This is a genomic window from Actinocorallia aurantiaca (assembly GCF_039533685.1).
In the GTDB taxonomy this organism is placed as follows: domain Bacteria; phylum Actinomycetota; class Actinomycetes; order Streptosporangiales; family Streptosporangiaceae; genus Actinocorallia; species Actinocorallia aurantiaca.
This window is the reverse complement of the sequence record NZ_BAAATZ010000037.1, coordinates 147,421-160,024: the sequence shown is the minus strand read 5'-3', so window position 1 is coordinate 160,024 and position 12,604 is coordinate 147,421. Positions and strand designations below refer to the sequence as shown.

The 12,604-nt window shown below is 72.7% G+C and carries 14 protein-coding genes; 8 read left to right on the top strand and 6 right to left on the bottom strand.

The window, feature by feature from the left end; genetic code table 11:
- Positions 1-121: 121 nt before the first annotated feature.
- Complete coding sequence (locus tag ABD327_RS35615) at positions 122-1,438, bottom strand: FAD-binding oxidoreductase (RefSeq protein ID WP_344457741.1); 1,317 nt, start codon at positions 1,436-1,438, stop codon at positions 122-124.
- A 53-nt stretch (positions 1,439-1,491) separates the two neighbouring features.
- On the opposite strand from ABD327_RS35615, the gene ABD327_RS35610 reads away from it, so the two are divergent.
- On the top strand, positions 1,492-2,451 hold the full coding sequence (locus tag ABD327_RS35610) for a cobalamin biosynthesis protein (RefSeq protein ID WP_344457739.1): 960 nt from the start codon (positions 1,492-1,494) through the stop codon (positions 2,449-2,451).
- Between the two features lie 73 nt (positions 2,452-2,524).
- Positions 2,525-3,091 (top strand): DUF1444 domain-containing protein, encoded by a 567-nt coding sequence (locus ABD327_RS35605; RefSeq protein ID WP_344457737.1) that lies wholly within the window; start codon positions 2,525-2,527, stop codon positions 3,089-3,091.
- Positions 3,092-3,117: 26 nt separating this feature from the next.
- Here the strand turns inward: ABD327_RS35605 and ABD327_RS35600 are convergent, their stop codons facing one another.
- A complete protein-coding gene (locus tag ABD327_RS35600; protein WP_344457735.1) occupies positions 3,118-3,690 on the bottom strand; it encodes a TetR/AcrR family transcriptional regulator in 573 nt (190 codons plus the stop codon).
- Between the two features lie 127 nt (positions 3,691-3,817).
- On the opposite strand from ABD327_RS35600, the gene ABD327_RS35595 reads away from it, so the two are divergent.
- The 4 genes from ABD327_RS35595 (at position 3,818) to ABD327_RS35580 (ending at position 7,941) form a co-directional block, all read left to right on the top strand.
- Complete coding sequence (locus tag ABD327_RS35595; protein WP_344457733.1) at positions 3,818-4,495, top strand: DUF4328 domain-containing protein; 678 nt, start codon at positions 3,818-3,820, stop codon at positions 4,493-4,495.
- A 126-nt stretch (positions 4,496-4,621) separates the two neighbouring features.
- Positions 4,622-5,254, top strand: coding sequence for a TetR family transcriptional regulator (locus ABD327_RS35590; RefSeq protein WP_344457731.1), 633 nt, complete (start codon positions 4,622-4,624; stop codon positions 5,252-5,254).
- Between the two features lie 31 nt (positions 5,255-5,285).
- Positions 5,286-6,248 carry a quinone oxidoreductase family protein gene (locus tag ABD327_RS35585; RefSeq protein WP_344457729.1) on the top strand — a complete coding sequence of 321 codons (963 nt, stop codon included), beginning with the start codon at positions 5,286-5,288 and terminating at the stop codon, positions 6,246-6,248.
- 43 nt (positions 6,249-6,291) lie between these two features.
- Complete coding sequence (locus ABD327_RS35580) at positions 6,292-7,941, top strand: serine/threonine-protein kinase (protein ID WP_344457727.1); 1,650 nt, start codon at positions 6,292-6,294, stop codon at positions 7,939-7,941.
- A 3-nt stretch (positions 7,942-7,944) separates the two neighbouring features.
- Here ABD327_RS35580 and ABD327_RS35575 read toward each other — a convergent pair whose 3' ends face one another.
- From ABD327_RS35575 to ABD327_RS35560, 4 genes are read right to left on the bottom strand one after another with little or no spacing between them, the layout of a single operon-like run.
- Positions 7,945-8,889, bottom strand: coding sequence for an alpha/beta hydrolase (locus ABD327_RS35575; protein ID WP_344457725.1), 945 nt, complete (start codon positions 8,887-8,889; stop codon positions 7,945-7,947).
- 27 nt (positions 8,890-8,916) lie between these two features.
- Positions 8,917-9,921: an LLM class F420-dependent oxidoreductase gene (locus ABD327_RS35570; RefSeq protein WP_344457723.1), complete on the bottom strand. Its 1,005-nt coding sequence runs from the start codon at positions 9,919-9,921 to the stop codon at positions 8,917-8,919.
- Between the two features lie 48 nt (positions 9,922-9,969).
- Positions 9,970-10,146: a DUF397 domain-containing protein gene (locus ABD327_RS35565; RefSeq protein WP_344457721.1), complete on the bottom strand. Its 177-nt coding sequence runs from the start codon at positions 10,144-10,146 to the stop codon at positions 9,970-9,972.
- Between the two features lie 5 nt (positions 10,147-10,151).
- Complete coding sequence (locus ABD327_RS35560; protein ID WP_344457718.1) at positions 10,152-10,964, bottom strand: helix-turn-helix domain-containing protein; 813 nt, start codon at positions 10,962-10,964, stop codon at positions 10,152-10,154.
- A 167-nt stretch (positions 10,965-11,131) separates the two neighbouring features.
- Here ABD327_RS35560 and ABD327_RS35555 point away from each other — a divergent pair, with 167 nt between their 5' ends.
- On the top strand, positions 11,132-11,554 hold the full coding sequence (locus ABD327_RS35555; protein WP_344457716.1) for an ATP-binding protein: 423 nt from the start codon (positions 11,132-11,134) through the stop codon (positions 11,552-11,554).
- Between the two features lie 99 nt (positions 11,555-11,653).
- Positions 11,654-12,589 carry a bifunctional cobalt-precorrin-7 (C(5))-methyltransferase/cobalt-precorrin-6B (C(15))-methyltransferase gene (locus ABD327_RS35550; RefSeq protein ID WP_344457714.1) on the top strand — a complete coding sequence of 312 codons (936 nt, stop codon included), beginning with the start codon at positions 11,654-11,656 and terminating at the stop codon, positions 12,587-12,589.
- The last annotated feature ends 15 nt before the right edge of the window (positions 12,590-12,604 follow it).

Genomic DNA, 12,604 nt, shown 5'->3' with positions numbered 1-12,604 from the left:
CAGCGCCTCTTCGGGAAAGGAGCCCTTCCCGAAGAGGCGCCCGTCCAGGAGCTTGATCGTCCTTTTCGCGATCGGAGGCGCGAAGGACGCCGGAGCCGCGTTCCGCGCACCCGGTGCGAGCTCAGGGGACCAGGACGCCGGGGTTGAGGAGGTGGCGGGGGTCGAGGGCCTGCTTGACGGCGCGGAAGGCGGCGAGTTCGGCGGGGGAGCGGCTGAGGTGGAGCCAGGGGGTCTTGGCGCGGCCCACGCCGTGCTCGGCGCTGATGCTTCCGCCGGACAGGGCGACGCGGCGCAGGACGGCGTCGGTGGGGTCCTGGCCGCCGATCAGGTTGATGTGGAGGTTGCCTTCGGCGAGGTGGCCGAAGAGGTAGAGCTCGCAGCCGCCGACGAGGGACGGCAGGTCGTCCAGGAAGCCGGGGAGTTCGCCGAGGGGCAGGGCGACGTCCAGCTTCACGGGGACGCCGCGGGCGTTGATCGCCTCGGTGTGGGCCTCGCGGTAGCGCCACAGGCGGTGGCGGTCGGCGGCGTCGGCGGCGACCACGATCTCCGAGGCGTGCAGGGACTCCAGGACGGCGTGCAGCTCCGGCGCGGGATCCCGCGGGGCGGCGCACTCGACCAGGAGGTAGACGGGGTGCTCCTCGCGGGTGGGGGAGGGCAGGCCGGTGTGCCCGCGGACCAGGCGCAGGCCCTCCGCCTGGAAGAACTCGGCCATCTCCAGGGAGTCGAGGGAGCGCAGGACGGCCAGCGCCTCGAGGGCGGCCGGGACGCCGGGCAGGCCCAGGAGGGCGGTGGCCCGCCGCTCCAGGAGGGGGACCAGGCGCAGGCGGGCCGCCGTGATGACGCCGAGGGTGCCCTCGCTGCCGGTGAACGGGAGCTCGAAGCCGGTGTTGTCCTTGGCGAGGCCGCCCAGGCGGGAGACCACCGAGCCGTCGGCCAGGACCGCCTCGACCCCGACCACGTTGGCGCGGGTCGTCCCGTAGCGCAGGACCCGCTCGCCGCCCGCGTTGGTGGCGATCATCCCGCCGACGGTCGCCGCGTCGCGGGCCGCGAAGTCGACCCCGAAGTCCAGGCCGGCCGCCCGGACGTGCCGCTGCAGCGCGGAGAGCACGACGCCCGCGCCAGCCGTCACCTGCTGGGCGGCGGCGTCCACGGGGCCGAGCCCTGTCAGGCGCCGCAGGGAGAGCACCACCTCGCCCCCCATCGGCACCCCGCCGCCGACGAGGCCGGTGTTGCCGCCCTGCGGGACCACCGGCACGCCCTCCTCGGCGCAGATCCGCATGACCTCGGCGACTTCGGCGGTGTCGCCGGGCAGCGCCACCAGCGGGGTGCTTCCGCGCCAGCGCCCGGTGAAGTCGGTGCAGTATCCCGCCGCCACCGACGGGTCCGTCACCACCCGCGCGACCTGGGAGATCCGTTGAGAGGCCCGTTCCATCCGCATGCCTTCGATTGTGGTGCACTACGGTCGGTCCGGTGCGGGTGAGAGGCGGGTATGTGAGCAGGTCGAGGGCCGTGGGGCTGCTGCTGGGGGTCGGGCTGGACCTGGTTTTCGCCGATCCGAGGCGGGGGCATCCGGTGGCCGGGTTCGGCGGCGCCGCCGCGAGGCTGGAGAAGCGGATCTACGGCGACTCCCGGGCGCGGGGCGCGGTCTTCACCGGTCTGTGCGTCGGGACGGCGGCCGCGCTGGGCGTCCTGGCGGAACGAGGACGCCGTCCGGTGGCCCGCTGCCTGCTGACGGCGGGGGCGACGTGGGCGGTGCTCGGCGGGACCTCCCTGGGCAGGGAAGGCATGATCATGGCCCGCCGCCTGGAGGAGGGCGACCTCGACGGGGCCAGGTCCAGGCTCTCCCACCTGTGCGCCCGCGACCCGTCGGGGCTGGACGCCGACGCCCTGGCCCGCGCGACCGTCGAGTCGCTGGCCGAGAACACCGGCGACGCCGTCGTCGCGCCGCTGCTGTGGGGGGCCGTCGCGGGGGTTCCCGGCCTCATCGCCTACCGGGCGGTCAACACCCTGGACGCCATGGTCGGCTACCGCGGCGTCCGCTACGAGCGCTTCGGCTGGGCCTCGGCGAGGCTGGACGATCTGGCCAACTGGATCCCGGCCAGGGTCACCGGTCTGCTGACCGTGCTGGCCGCCCCCTCCGTCGCCGAGGACGGAGCCCGCAGGGCGGTCGCCGAGTCCTGGCGGATCCTGCGCCGGGACGGGGCCGCCCACCCCAGCCCCAACGCCGGACGCTGCGAGTCCGCCGCCGCCGGGGCGCTGGGCGTCCGCCTGGGCGGCGCCAACTCCTATGGGGGCAGCCTGGAGATCAGGCCGGAGCTGGGAGACGGCCGCAAGCCCCGGGTCGAGGACGTGCGCCGCGCCGTCCGCCTGAGCCGCGCCGTCACCGCCGGAGCGGCCCTGACCGCGGCCCTCCTGGCCCTGCTCGGCCGCCGGCGGGGAACCCGCGAGTGACGGGCCGCCGGACGGCGGCCTCCACCAGCCGCTATCGTGATCCGCCGGAGCACGAGCACGGAGGTCCTGGAAGATGAGCGAGCCGTACGACCTGATCGTCCCGATCCTGGGCGCCCGGGTCCCGGTCGACGTCAAGCTCGACTTCCCGCTGCCGCCGGACGAGACCCCCCTGCGGGAGGACTTCTCCGGCGAGCTCTACCTGACCTACGGGCTGGACCAGCCGCCGTCCGAGGACGGCAGGATCCGCTTCGAGCCGGTCACCCCGCGTCTGCTGCGCGAGCTGGGCCTGCAGGCGGACCAGCTGCGCACCAGGGCGGCGGGCAACCTGCGGGTACGCCGCCCGGACCTGGCGCTCAACTGGTTCCCCGGCGTCCAGGCGGCCACCGTCACCGTCGGCGGCGACCTGGAGGCCGGGCTGCTGCTCGACGAGCCCTTCCTGGAGAAGCTCGCCCCGGAGATGGACGGCGACCTCGTGGTCGGGGTCCCGGCCCGGGACGTCTTCACCGCGACCGGCTCCCGCGACGAGCAGGGCTTGGCGAAGCTCCGCTGGGTCGCAGACCGGGTCTGGGCCAGGGGCGACCACCTGCTGTCGCGGCGCCTGCTGATCCGCCGCGACGGCCGCTGGGCCCCCTTCGACTGATTCGGCCCGCGGCCGCCGGCCGCCGGTCAGCGGAGCCCGCGCAGCCCTTCCCGGAAGGCGCGGGTGTCGACGTCCCCGAAGAGCGTGCGCTGCACCATGTACCCGTGGACCAGGGCCACCAGCGTGCGGATCACGTTGAGCGCCGGCATCTCCCGGGTGATCAGCCCGGTGCGCTGGTAGAGCTCGACGTACCACAGCAGGGCCTTGGTGAACTCCGCCGCGGTCGGGTCCTCCCGCCCGTCCAGCGCGGAGGCGCGCAGGGCGGCGCTCCACACCTTGACGGCCAGCCCGGGAAAGCCCTGTTCGACGTGAGGGAAGGCCTCCACCGGCGTGGGCATCCGGCCGAAGGCGCCGGCGAAGACCCGGTGCACCTCGGCCTCGGTCTCGTCGGCGAACGCGGCGATCACGTCGTCCCTGCCGCGGAAGTAGCGGGTGACGCCGGTGAAGGGGACCTTGGCCTCGGCGGTGACGTCCCGCATCGAGGTGGAGTGGAAACCGTTGCGGATGAAGCAGCGGCGGGCGGCGTCGAGGATCTGGGTGCGCCGGGGGTCTGGTTCTCGGACGGGGAGAGGGGTCTTCTCTACGCTGTCTCGGGGCATGACAGGTAGGTTTCCCGTCCTCGTCCCCAGGTGGCGTATCCGACACCCAAAGCGCGGGTCAGCAGTACGTACACTGCGAGAAAAGACCGAAGTTCTACACGCACCGAGATTCCGTCGGGAGCCGGCCATGCCCTGTGGACTGTGCGGGGACATCATCCCCACCGTCTCCGTCCGCTGCCCAGCGTGCGGCGCCTGGTCGCACCGACGCGACTTCCGGGCGCTGGCCACGGGCCTGTTCGTGCTGCTGGGCTTCAACGCCTTCCTGGCGCTGGGGTCCGCGGTGAGCATGATGCGGCTGCTGGCCGGGCTGGAGCAGGAGAACCCCTTCTCCTACGACGCCTCGTTCACCCTGCCGGTGCTGCGCGCCTACGGCGACGTCTTCCTGATCTCCGGTGTGCTCGCCGTGGTCACCGGGGTGCTGTTCTTCGCCTGGCTGTGGCAGGCGCACGGGCAGGCGCCGGGCCCGATGCGCCACCGCAGGGGCTGGACGGTCGGCGCCTGGTTCCTGCCGGTCGCCAACCTGTGGATGCCGCCCCGGATCGTGCACGACGTCTGGGTCTCCAGCGGCCGCTACCGCATGGCGAGGCGGCACGGCGTCCTGCTGGTCGTGGCGGCCTGGTGGGCGAGCCTGCTGGGCGGTACGGCGCTGGCCCGCGCCTTTCCCGGGATGGGGGCCGGCTCGCTGGCCGACGCCCGGTTCGCGATGGAGACGGGCATAGCCGCGGCGGGCTGCCTCGCCCTGGCCGCGACCCTCTGCATGGCCTTCGTCTTCCAGGTCACACGGCTTCAGCTCTCCCCGCGCTGAACTGAGGCCCGTGAGAGCCGGGGATCTCCCGGGGAGCGCCTCGCGCCGACACGGCGGAAGCCCCCGGATCCGGCCGGTATTCTTGGGCGGCTCGTCCCCGGGCCGCCCGGCGGGAGGGAGATGATCATGAAGGTGGGAGGGCTGCGCGAGCTCAAGAAGCAGCGCACCAGGCTCGCGCTCATCGACTCCGCGCTCGAGCTGTTCCTGGCTCACGGCTACGAGAGCACGACCATCGACGAGATCGCCGCGGCGGCGGACGTCTCGCAGCGCACGTTCTTCCGGTACTTCGCCACCAAGGAGGACGTGGTCACCGGCCTCGTCCTGGAGTACGACTCGCATCTGGTCGAGCGGGTGCGGGCGCTGCCCGAGGACGAATCGGTGCCCGGGGTGCTGCTGGCCGCGCTCCGCGGGCTGCTGGAGCGGCTGGAGCGGGGCGATTCGGTCCAGATGAAGCGCATGTGGCGGCTGCGCCGGGTCCTGGAGACCAACCCCTGCCTGATCGCGGCCTACCTGACCCGCTACTCCCGGACCTCCGGCGTGCTCGTCGCCGAACTGGCCCGCCGCATGGACGTCGACCCCGCGCTCGACCTGCGGCCCCGGCTGCTCGCCTCGATCTACCTGGGCGCGGTCCGGGTGGGTTTCGAGGACTGCGCCTGCCGCGAGGTCTTCGAGCCGGGCGAGGTGGTGAAGCGTGTCGAGGAGTCAGTGACGCTCGCGCTGGGCGCGCTCCGGGAAGATTGGACGTGCTCCCCCGGCTGAGAGGGGGAGACCCCGAGAGCCTGGAGGGCCGATGCGCGCGATCGTCGCAGAGAAGCACGGGGGGCCGGAGGTCCTGGTCCCCGCCGACCTGCCGGACCCGGTTCCCGGTCCCGGGCAGCTGCTGGTCCGGGTGGCCGCGGCGGGCGTCAACTACATCGACACCTACCACCGCACCGGCCGCTACGAGACCCACCCGCCGTTCACCCCGGGCGTCGAGGTCGCCGGGGAGGTCGAGGCGGTGGGCGAGGGCGTCACCGCCTTTGCGCCCGGCGACGTGGTGGCGACGGCCGACGCGATCGGCGGCTACGCCCAGAAGGCGTTGGTGGACGCCGGCCGTGCCGTCCCGGTGCCCGCGGACGTGGCGCCGGAGCGGGCCGCCTCGATCATGCTGCAGGGGCTGACCGCCCACTACCTCACCCACTCCACCTACGCGGTGCAGCCGGGTGACACGGTCCTGGTACACGCCGCGGCCGGCGGCATGGGACTGCTGCTCACCCAGCTGGTCAAGCTGCTGGGCGGGCGGGTGATCGGCACCGTCTCCACCCCGCAGAAGGAGCGCGTCGCCCGCGAGGCGGGGGCCGAGGAGGTCATCGGCTACGAGGGCTTCGCCCGCCGGGTCAAGGACCTCACCGGAGGGCGGGGCGTCCCGGTGGTCTACGACGGGGTCGGCGCCGCGACCTTCGAGGGCAGCCTCGCGGCCCTCCACCCCAGGGGCCTGCTCGCCCTGTACGGGGCGGCCAGCGGCCCGGTGCCGCCGTTCGACCCGATCAGGCTGTCGGGGGCGGGCTCGCTCTTCCTCACCCGGCCGACGCTGGCCCACTACGTCGCCACGCCCGAGGAGCTGCGGGCCCGGGCAGAGGACGTCTTCGGCTGGCTGGCGGCGGGCCGGCTCGACGTCCGGGTGGGCGGAAGGTACCCGTTGGCCGAGGCCAGGCGGGCACACGAGGATCTGGAGGGCCGCCGCACCACCGGTAAGTTGCTGTTGATCCCCTGATCTACGCCAGAATGGGCGAACTCGTCCCCCCGAGGAGCCCCCGATGGAACAGAACATCGGCCCTTACCGGCTGATGAGCAGGCTTGGCCGCGGTGGCATGGGCACCGTCTACCTCGCGCAGGACGGCGAGGGCCGCCAGGTCGCGCTCAAGGTGATCAACACGGAGCTCGCCGACGAACCGATATTCCGCGAAAGGTTCCGCCGCGAGGTGCTCGCCGCCCAGCGGGTCCGCAGGTTCTGCACGGCCAGCGTCCTGGACGCGAACCTGGAGAACGACCCGCTGTACGTCGTCACCGAGTACGTGCAGGGTCCCGACCTGGACGGGCACGTCCGCCAGGCGGGGCCCATGCACGGCTCCAGCCTGGAGCACCTGGCGGTGGGAGTGGCCACCGCGCTGGCCGCCATCCACGGCGCGGGGATCGTGCACCGCGACCTCAAGCCGACCAACGTGCTGCTGTCCCCCGTCGGCCCCCGGGTCATCGACTTCGGCATCGCCCGCGCCCTGGACACCGTGGCCGCCGCCACCCGCACCGGCACGTTCGTCGGCACTCCCGCCTACATGGCGCCGGAGGTCATCCGCGGGCAGGAGGCCACGCCGGCGGCGGACATCTGGGCCTGGGGCTGCGTGGTGGCGTTCGCGGGAACGGGCAACGCCCCGTTCTCCGCGTCGAACATCCCCGCCATCCTCTACCAGGTCACCCAGGGCACCCCGAACCTGGAGGGCCTGGACGAGGGCGTGCGCAAGCTCGTCGAGACGGCGCTGTCCCCCGAGCCGAACGAGCGGCCGACCGCCCAGCAGCTGTTGGACCAGCTCACCGGGCAGACCAGGGTGGACATGGAGCAGGTCGCCCGGACCGTGCAGGCGGAGTCCCCGTTCAGCCCCGAACAGGGGTTCACCCACGCGGCCCACTTCCCGCCGCTCGAACCGACCGTGCTCACGGAGCGGAACGGCGACGACGGGAGCACGCGCCGCCGGGTTCCCGGCAACCGGCGGCACCTGCTGATCGGCGCGGGCGTGGCCGTGGCGGCGACCCTGGTGGGGACCACGCTGGTCTACCTGACGCGGAACGAGGGACCGCCGAAGAGCAGCACGGTCTTCGACGACGCCTTCGCCGACACCCGGACGGGCTGGACTGGCGGCTCCTTCACTCCGGGGGCGTCCACCTACGGCTACCTCGAGGGACGCTACCGAATGGTCACCACCAGCGAGTACAGGCTGCACGACGAGGTCGGCTCGCCCTACAAGAACGCCGAGGCGGAGTGGCGGATCCCCTCCCGCTCCCTGATCTCGGTGACCGTCAGGATGAGCGGGACGCCCAGCGCGTCGGCGGGCCTGTCGTGCTTCGGCCCCGACTCCCATGAGGAGGGATACCGGTTCCTGGTCCGCGCGGACGGCCAGGGCATCGTCCTCAGGCGGGTGACCAAGGACCGCGGCACCGCCGAGATCGGCACCCGGCCGGAGGCGGCGGGGTTCTCCCCTGGCGGGGAGAACAGGTTGCAGGTCGCCTGCGAGAAGCAGGGCTCGTCGGCACGGCTGCGGATGTGGATCAACGGGACGCTCGCCCTGGAGGAGCTCGACGAGGACGGGGCGCTGACCGAGGGGACCACCGGGCTGCTGATCGAGCAGACCGCCTGGGACGGCAAGGGCCTGACCGCCGACTTCGACGACTTCCAGATCGCCGGGATCCGTTAGCCGTCAGCCCTTGGCGGGCAGGTGGGCGCCGATCCAGCGGGTCAGCTCGGCGAACACCCGGTCCCGGGCGGGTCGTGCGGACAGGACGAGGTCGTGCAGGCCGCCCTCGATCCGCACCAGTGTGAGGTGCCGGCCGAGCCGGGGCGACCACCTGGCGATGTGCTCGACGTCCAAGACGATGTCGGAGCCGGTGATGCCGTCGCCGCCGGGCTTGGCGGGGACCGTCCGGGCCGAGCACATGACCAGGACCGGCACGTCGATCGCCAGCCCGGCGTGCAGCCGCTTCTGCCCGCGCCGGATCGCCGCCAGCCAGCCCGCCCGGACCGGGAATCCCTTCAGCGGTTTGAGCGCCAGGTCGAAGTCCCACTCGCCCTGGTGGCCGCGGTGGATCGTCCGGACGTAGACCGGTGATAGCCCGGCCGGGAGCTTGGCGGTCGGCCGGACTCCGCGCAGCGCCCTGGCCAGCCCCGTCCCGGCGAGCCGGTTGGGCGCGGACTCGTTGAGGTCGAAGAAGGGGCTGTTGAGGAACAGCCCCTGCACCAGCCCCCGGCCCTTGACCCGGTCGGCCCACAGCGCGGTGATCAGACCGCCGGTGGAGTGCCCGTTGACCAGCAGGACGTCGTGGTCCTCGCGGATGATCCGGACCGCCTCGTCGATCTCGGTGAAGTACTCGCTGAGGCTGTCGATCATGTTGGGCGTCTGGTACGGGCGCAGGGAGCGCCCGTACTTGCGCAGGTCCAGGGCGTAGAAGTCGAAGCCCTGCTCCAGGTAGAAGTCCGCCAGGTGGGTCTGGAAGAAGTAGTCGACGAAGCCGTGCACGTACAGCACGGCCCGCCGCGTCGGCTCGGCGCGCCGCCGGCTCACCAGGGTGGCGACGACCTCGCCTTCGGAGTCGCGGCCCAGGGGGAGTTCGACGGCCTCGTAACCGGGTCCCAGCACGTCTTCCATGGCGTCATTCCATCACGCGGGACCCGATCACGCATCGACCAGTTCGCGGATGGCCTTGAGCGTGGGCTCGTCCTTGACGCCGGCGAGCAGCAGGGTGGTGACGGGGCTGCTCTTCCACAGTTCCAGCCGCTCCTTGATCCGCTCCAGCGGGCCGAGCAGGGAGATGGAGTCGGCGAGCTCGTCGGGGACGGCGTTGATCGCCTCGTCGCGGCGGCCCTCGAGGAAGAGCTTCTGGACGTGCGCGGCCTCCTCGGCGTAGCCGAGCCTGCCGATGAGGTCGAGGTGGAAGTTCTTCTCCTTGGCGCCCATGCCGCCGATGTAGAACGCGAGCGGGACCTTCGCCCAGGCGAGCGCCTGCTCCAGCGGGGCCACCACGGTGGTGACGGTCGCGGTGATCTCGAATCCGGGCTTGCGGCCGGCCAGCGAGCCGCCGAAGAGGGAGTCGATCTGCTGCGGGTCGACGAACAGCGGCAGCCAGCCGTCGGCGAGCTCGGCGGCGAGCGCGATGTTCTTGGGCCCCTCTGCGCCCAGGTAGACCGGGATGTCCGGGCGCAGGGGATGGGTGATGGAGCGCAGGGGCTTGCCGAGGCCCGCGCCGCCCGGGTAGGGCAGCGGGTAGTGCGGCCCGTCACTGGTGACGGGCCGCTCCCTGGCCCAGACCTTGCGCAGGATGTCGACGTACTCGCGGGTGCGGGCCAGCGGCTTGGGGAACGGCACGCCGTACCAGCCCTCGACGACCTGGGGGCCGGACGCGCCGAGCCCCAGGATCAGCCGGCCGCCCGAGAGCGCGTCCAGGGTGAGGGCGTGCATCGCGGTCGCCGCGGGGGTGCGGGCCGACATCTGCACGACGGCCGTGCCCAGCTTGATCCGAGAGGTGCGCGCCCCGTACCAGGCGAGGGTGGTGAAGGCGTCGGACCCGTAGGCCTCGGCGGTGAACACCGAGTCGTACCCCTGCCGTTCGGCGGCGAGCACCGTCTCGGTGGCGTCCTCCGGGTCGCGCTGCCAGTAGCCGATGTTGATGCCGAGTTTCACGGGTCCACCCTCCAGGTCTGCGTCCCTGGAGACTAGAACACGTTCTAGTCAGCCCGAAAGGCCCCGCAGGAAGTCCGCGAAACCCGTGCCGTTCAGGGTGAGGAAGGGAAGCTCGGGATTCTTGGAGTCGCGGACCGCCAGCCCGCCTCCGGGCAGTGCGGCGACCTCGACGCACTGGTCGCCGGAGCCGCTGTGGGAGGACTTGCGCCAGATGAGCTCAGCCACGGGACCTACTCCTTCGCCGCCTCGGCGATCAGCCGGACGGATTCTTCGGGGGAGAGCGCTTCGTCGGTGATGCGCTCGAACCGGTTCCTATGCTGAGTTATTGCCTCCGCGCTCTCGATGTACACGTCACCCATCGTGCCTTCGACATAGGCGATGTCGGGGTCCGCCGGGTCGGGGAACGACAGGATCGTGAACCGGCCGTCGAGCCCCGCGTGCGCGCCCCGGGCCAGCGGCATGACCTGGATGGTGATGTTCTCCAGATCTGCGGCGTTGACCAGCGACACCAGCTGGTCGCGCATCACCGACTCGCCTCCGATCGGCCGGCGCACCGCCGCCTCGTCGAGGACGACGTGCAGGTGCGGGGCGTCGGACCGCTCCAGAAGCGCCTGGCGCTGCTGGCGGGCGTGGATGCGCCGGTCGACGTCCGCCTGGCTGGGCAGGAACCGCCCCGAGGTGATCACGGCCCGCGCGTACTCCTCGGTCTGCAGCAGCCCGTGGACGAGCTGGGCGTCCCAGGTGCGGATCTCCGAGGACTCGTCCTCCAGCCCCACGTAGGAGCCGCTGAAGACGTCGACGTAGGCGGTCCACCAGCCCATCTGGCGGGCCTCGCGGGAGAGGGTGAGCAGGGCGTCGCGCTCGGGGCTGGTCACCCCGTAGAGGTCGAGGAGTTCGGCCACGTCTCGGGGACGGGTCTGCCCGGTCTCCAGCCGGGAGACGGTGGCGCGGGACCAGCCGAGCCGGTCGGCGACGTCTTGCAGGGTCAGGCCTTGGCGTTCGCGCAGGCGGCGCAGCTCGCGCGCCAGCCGACGGCCTCTCACGGTCGGACGGTAAGTCATAGGAGGAGTTTGCTGCCGAGTCATGCGTCAGTACAGAAGAAACCAAGAATCTTCGGCAAGTCAGTTGCACAGGTGAGATTCCCACGACACCCTTTGCTGTGACGGCTCGGGGACCGGCTGTGATCGCATCCGATGGCGAAAGGGCTGCTGTGAAGCTCGCGATAGACCTCGGGAGGACCTGGACCTGGTCTCTGCCCCCGGATGCCACGTGTCCGCGGATCGCCCGCACGCTGGTCCGCGAGGCGCTCACGGTGCTGGAGGTTCCGGGCGAGACGATCGCCGACGCGGCGCTCATGGTCAGCGAGCTGGCGACCAACGCCTTCCAGCACGCGGCCGCCTACCCGCCGCACGAGCTGTGGATCTACTGCTTCGACGACTACGAGTTCTCCTGCGCCGTCTTCGACGGCCTGCCCACCCGAAATCTTCCGTTGGCCCTGGAAAGAGCTGACTTCGGCCGCGGTCTGAGCATCGTCGCCGAACTCAGCCGGGACCGATGGGGGACCGATGCCGCGCACGCTCGACTCGACCCCCGCGTGCGCGGCAAAGCGGTCTGGTTCACCTGCGACCGTTAGACCGCTCCACCGCGGGGGCCGGGTCCGGACGGGCCGATGTCGCCGAAGAACCGCCCGAGACGGGGAAGGCCGCCTAACGTCTGAGGTGTGGTGACGGTCATGGGTGAGGGTCTGGAAGAAGGCGTGCTCGCGCTGGCCGCGCGGGCTTTCGCCGCGGCCGGGATGGACGGCGGGGACGCGCTGGTGGTCTCGGCGCGCGAAGGAGGGCTCCGGCGGGCCGTCAACGTCTGCCGCGCCCATCCGAAGGTGGCCGTGCTGACGGCCCCCGGAGCGGGCCCGGCCGAACTCGGACGGGAGCTGCACCCGCAGACACCGCGCGCGTTCGTCGTCTGCGAGGGGCTGGGCGGCCCGGACGAGCGGGTGACGCGCGCGCGTCCGGCGGAGGCGACGACCCGGCCGTGGCGGGATCCCCGGGTGGTGATCGTCCACGACCCGCGGTGGCGGGGGGAGACGGCCGGCTGGCTCGCCGCCGGACGCCCGGGACCGGCGGGCTGGGCGCTGCCGGAGGAGGACTTCGAGGGGCGGCGCGGGCGGGTCCTGTGCGCCGAGGCGCGGGCGCTGGTGCTGGCCGGGCTCGGCCCCCGGCTCGGCGACCTCGTCTGGGACCTCGGCTCGACCGGCGGCGCGGTCGGCGTCGAATGCGCGCGACTGGGCGCGGCGGTGATCGCGGTCGACCGGGACGAGGAGGCCTGCGAGACCGTCCGCCGCAACGTCAGGGCCCACGGGGTCAGGCTGGCCGTCTCGCGCGGCACGGCGCCCCAGGTGCTGCCGTACCTGCCCGACCCCGACGCGGTCTTCGTCGGCGGGGGAGGCCCGCCGGTGCTCCAGGAGTGCGCCCGCCGGGCCCCGCGGGTGATCGTGACGGTCCCGCCCGGGCCGGAGGCGGTCGGCCCGGCACGGGAGGCGCTCGAGGCCGGAGGCTACTCCGTCGGGTCCGTCCGGCTCACGGTCTCCCGCGGCGAGGCCCCGCCCGCCGGCGGCCGGAGGGCGGAGGAGCCGGGCTCCGTCTTCGTCGTCTCCGGGGCGATACGCTGACCGCAGCGTGCGCCT

Bases quoted from the DNA above. Each gene is read 5' to 3' on its own strand.
- ABD327_RS35615 (WP_344457741.1), bottom strand. From the start codon at position 1,438: ATGCGGATGGAACGGGCCTCTCAACGGATCTCCCAGGTCGCGCGGGTG.
- ABD327_RS35605 (WP_344457737.1), top strand. From the start codon at position 2,525: ATGAGCGAGCCGTACGACCTGATCGTCCCGATCCTGGGCGCCCGGGTC.
- ABD327_RS35600 (WP_344457735.1), bottom strand. From the start codon at position 3,690: ATGCCCCGAGACAGCGTAGAGAAGACCCCTCTCCCCGTCCGAGAACCA.
- ABD327_RS35595 (WP_344457733.1), top strand. From the start codon at position 3,818: ATGCCCTGTGGACTGTGCGGGGACATCATCCCCACCGTCTCCGTCCGC.
- ABD327_RS35590 (WP_344457731.1), top strand. From the start codon at position 4,622: ATGAAGGTGGGAGGGCTGCGCGAGCTCAAGAAGCAGCGCACCAGGCTC.
- ABD327_RS35585 (WP_344457729.1), top strand. From the start codon at position 5,286: ATGCGCGCGATCGTCGCAGAGAAGCACGGGGGGCCGGAGGTCCTGGTC.
- ABD327_RS35580 (WP_344457727.1), top strand. From the start codon at position 6,292: ATGGAACAGAACATCGGCCCTTACCGGCTGATGAGCAGGCTTGGCCGC.
- ABD327_RS35575 (WP_344457725.1), bottom strand. From the start codon at position 8,889: ATGGAAGACGTGCTGGGACCCGGTTACGAGGCCGTCGAACTCCCCCTG.
- ABD327_RS35550 (WP_344457714.1), top strand. From the start codon at position 11,654: ATGGGTGAGGGTCTGGAAGAAGGCGTGCTCGCGCTGGCCGCGCGGGCT.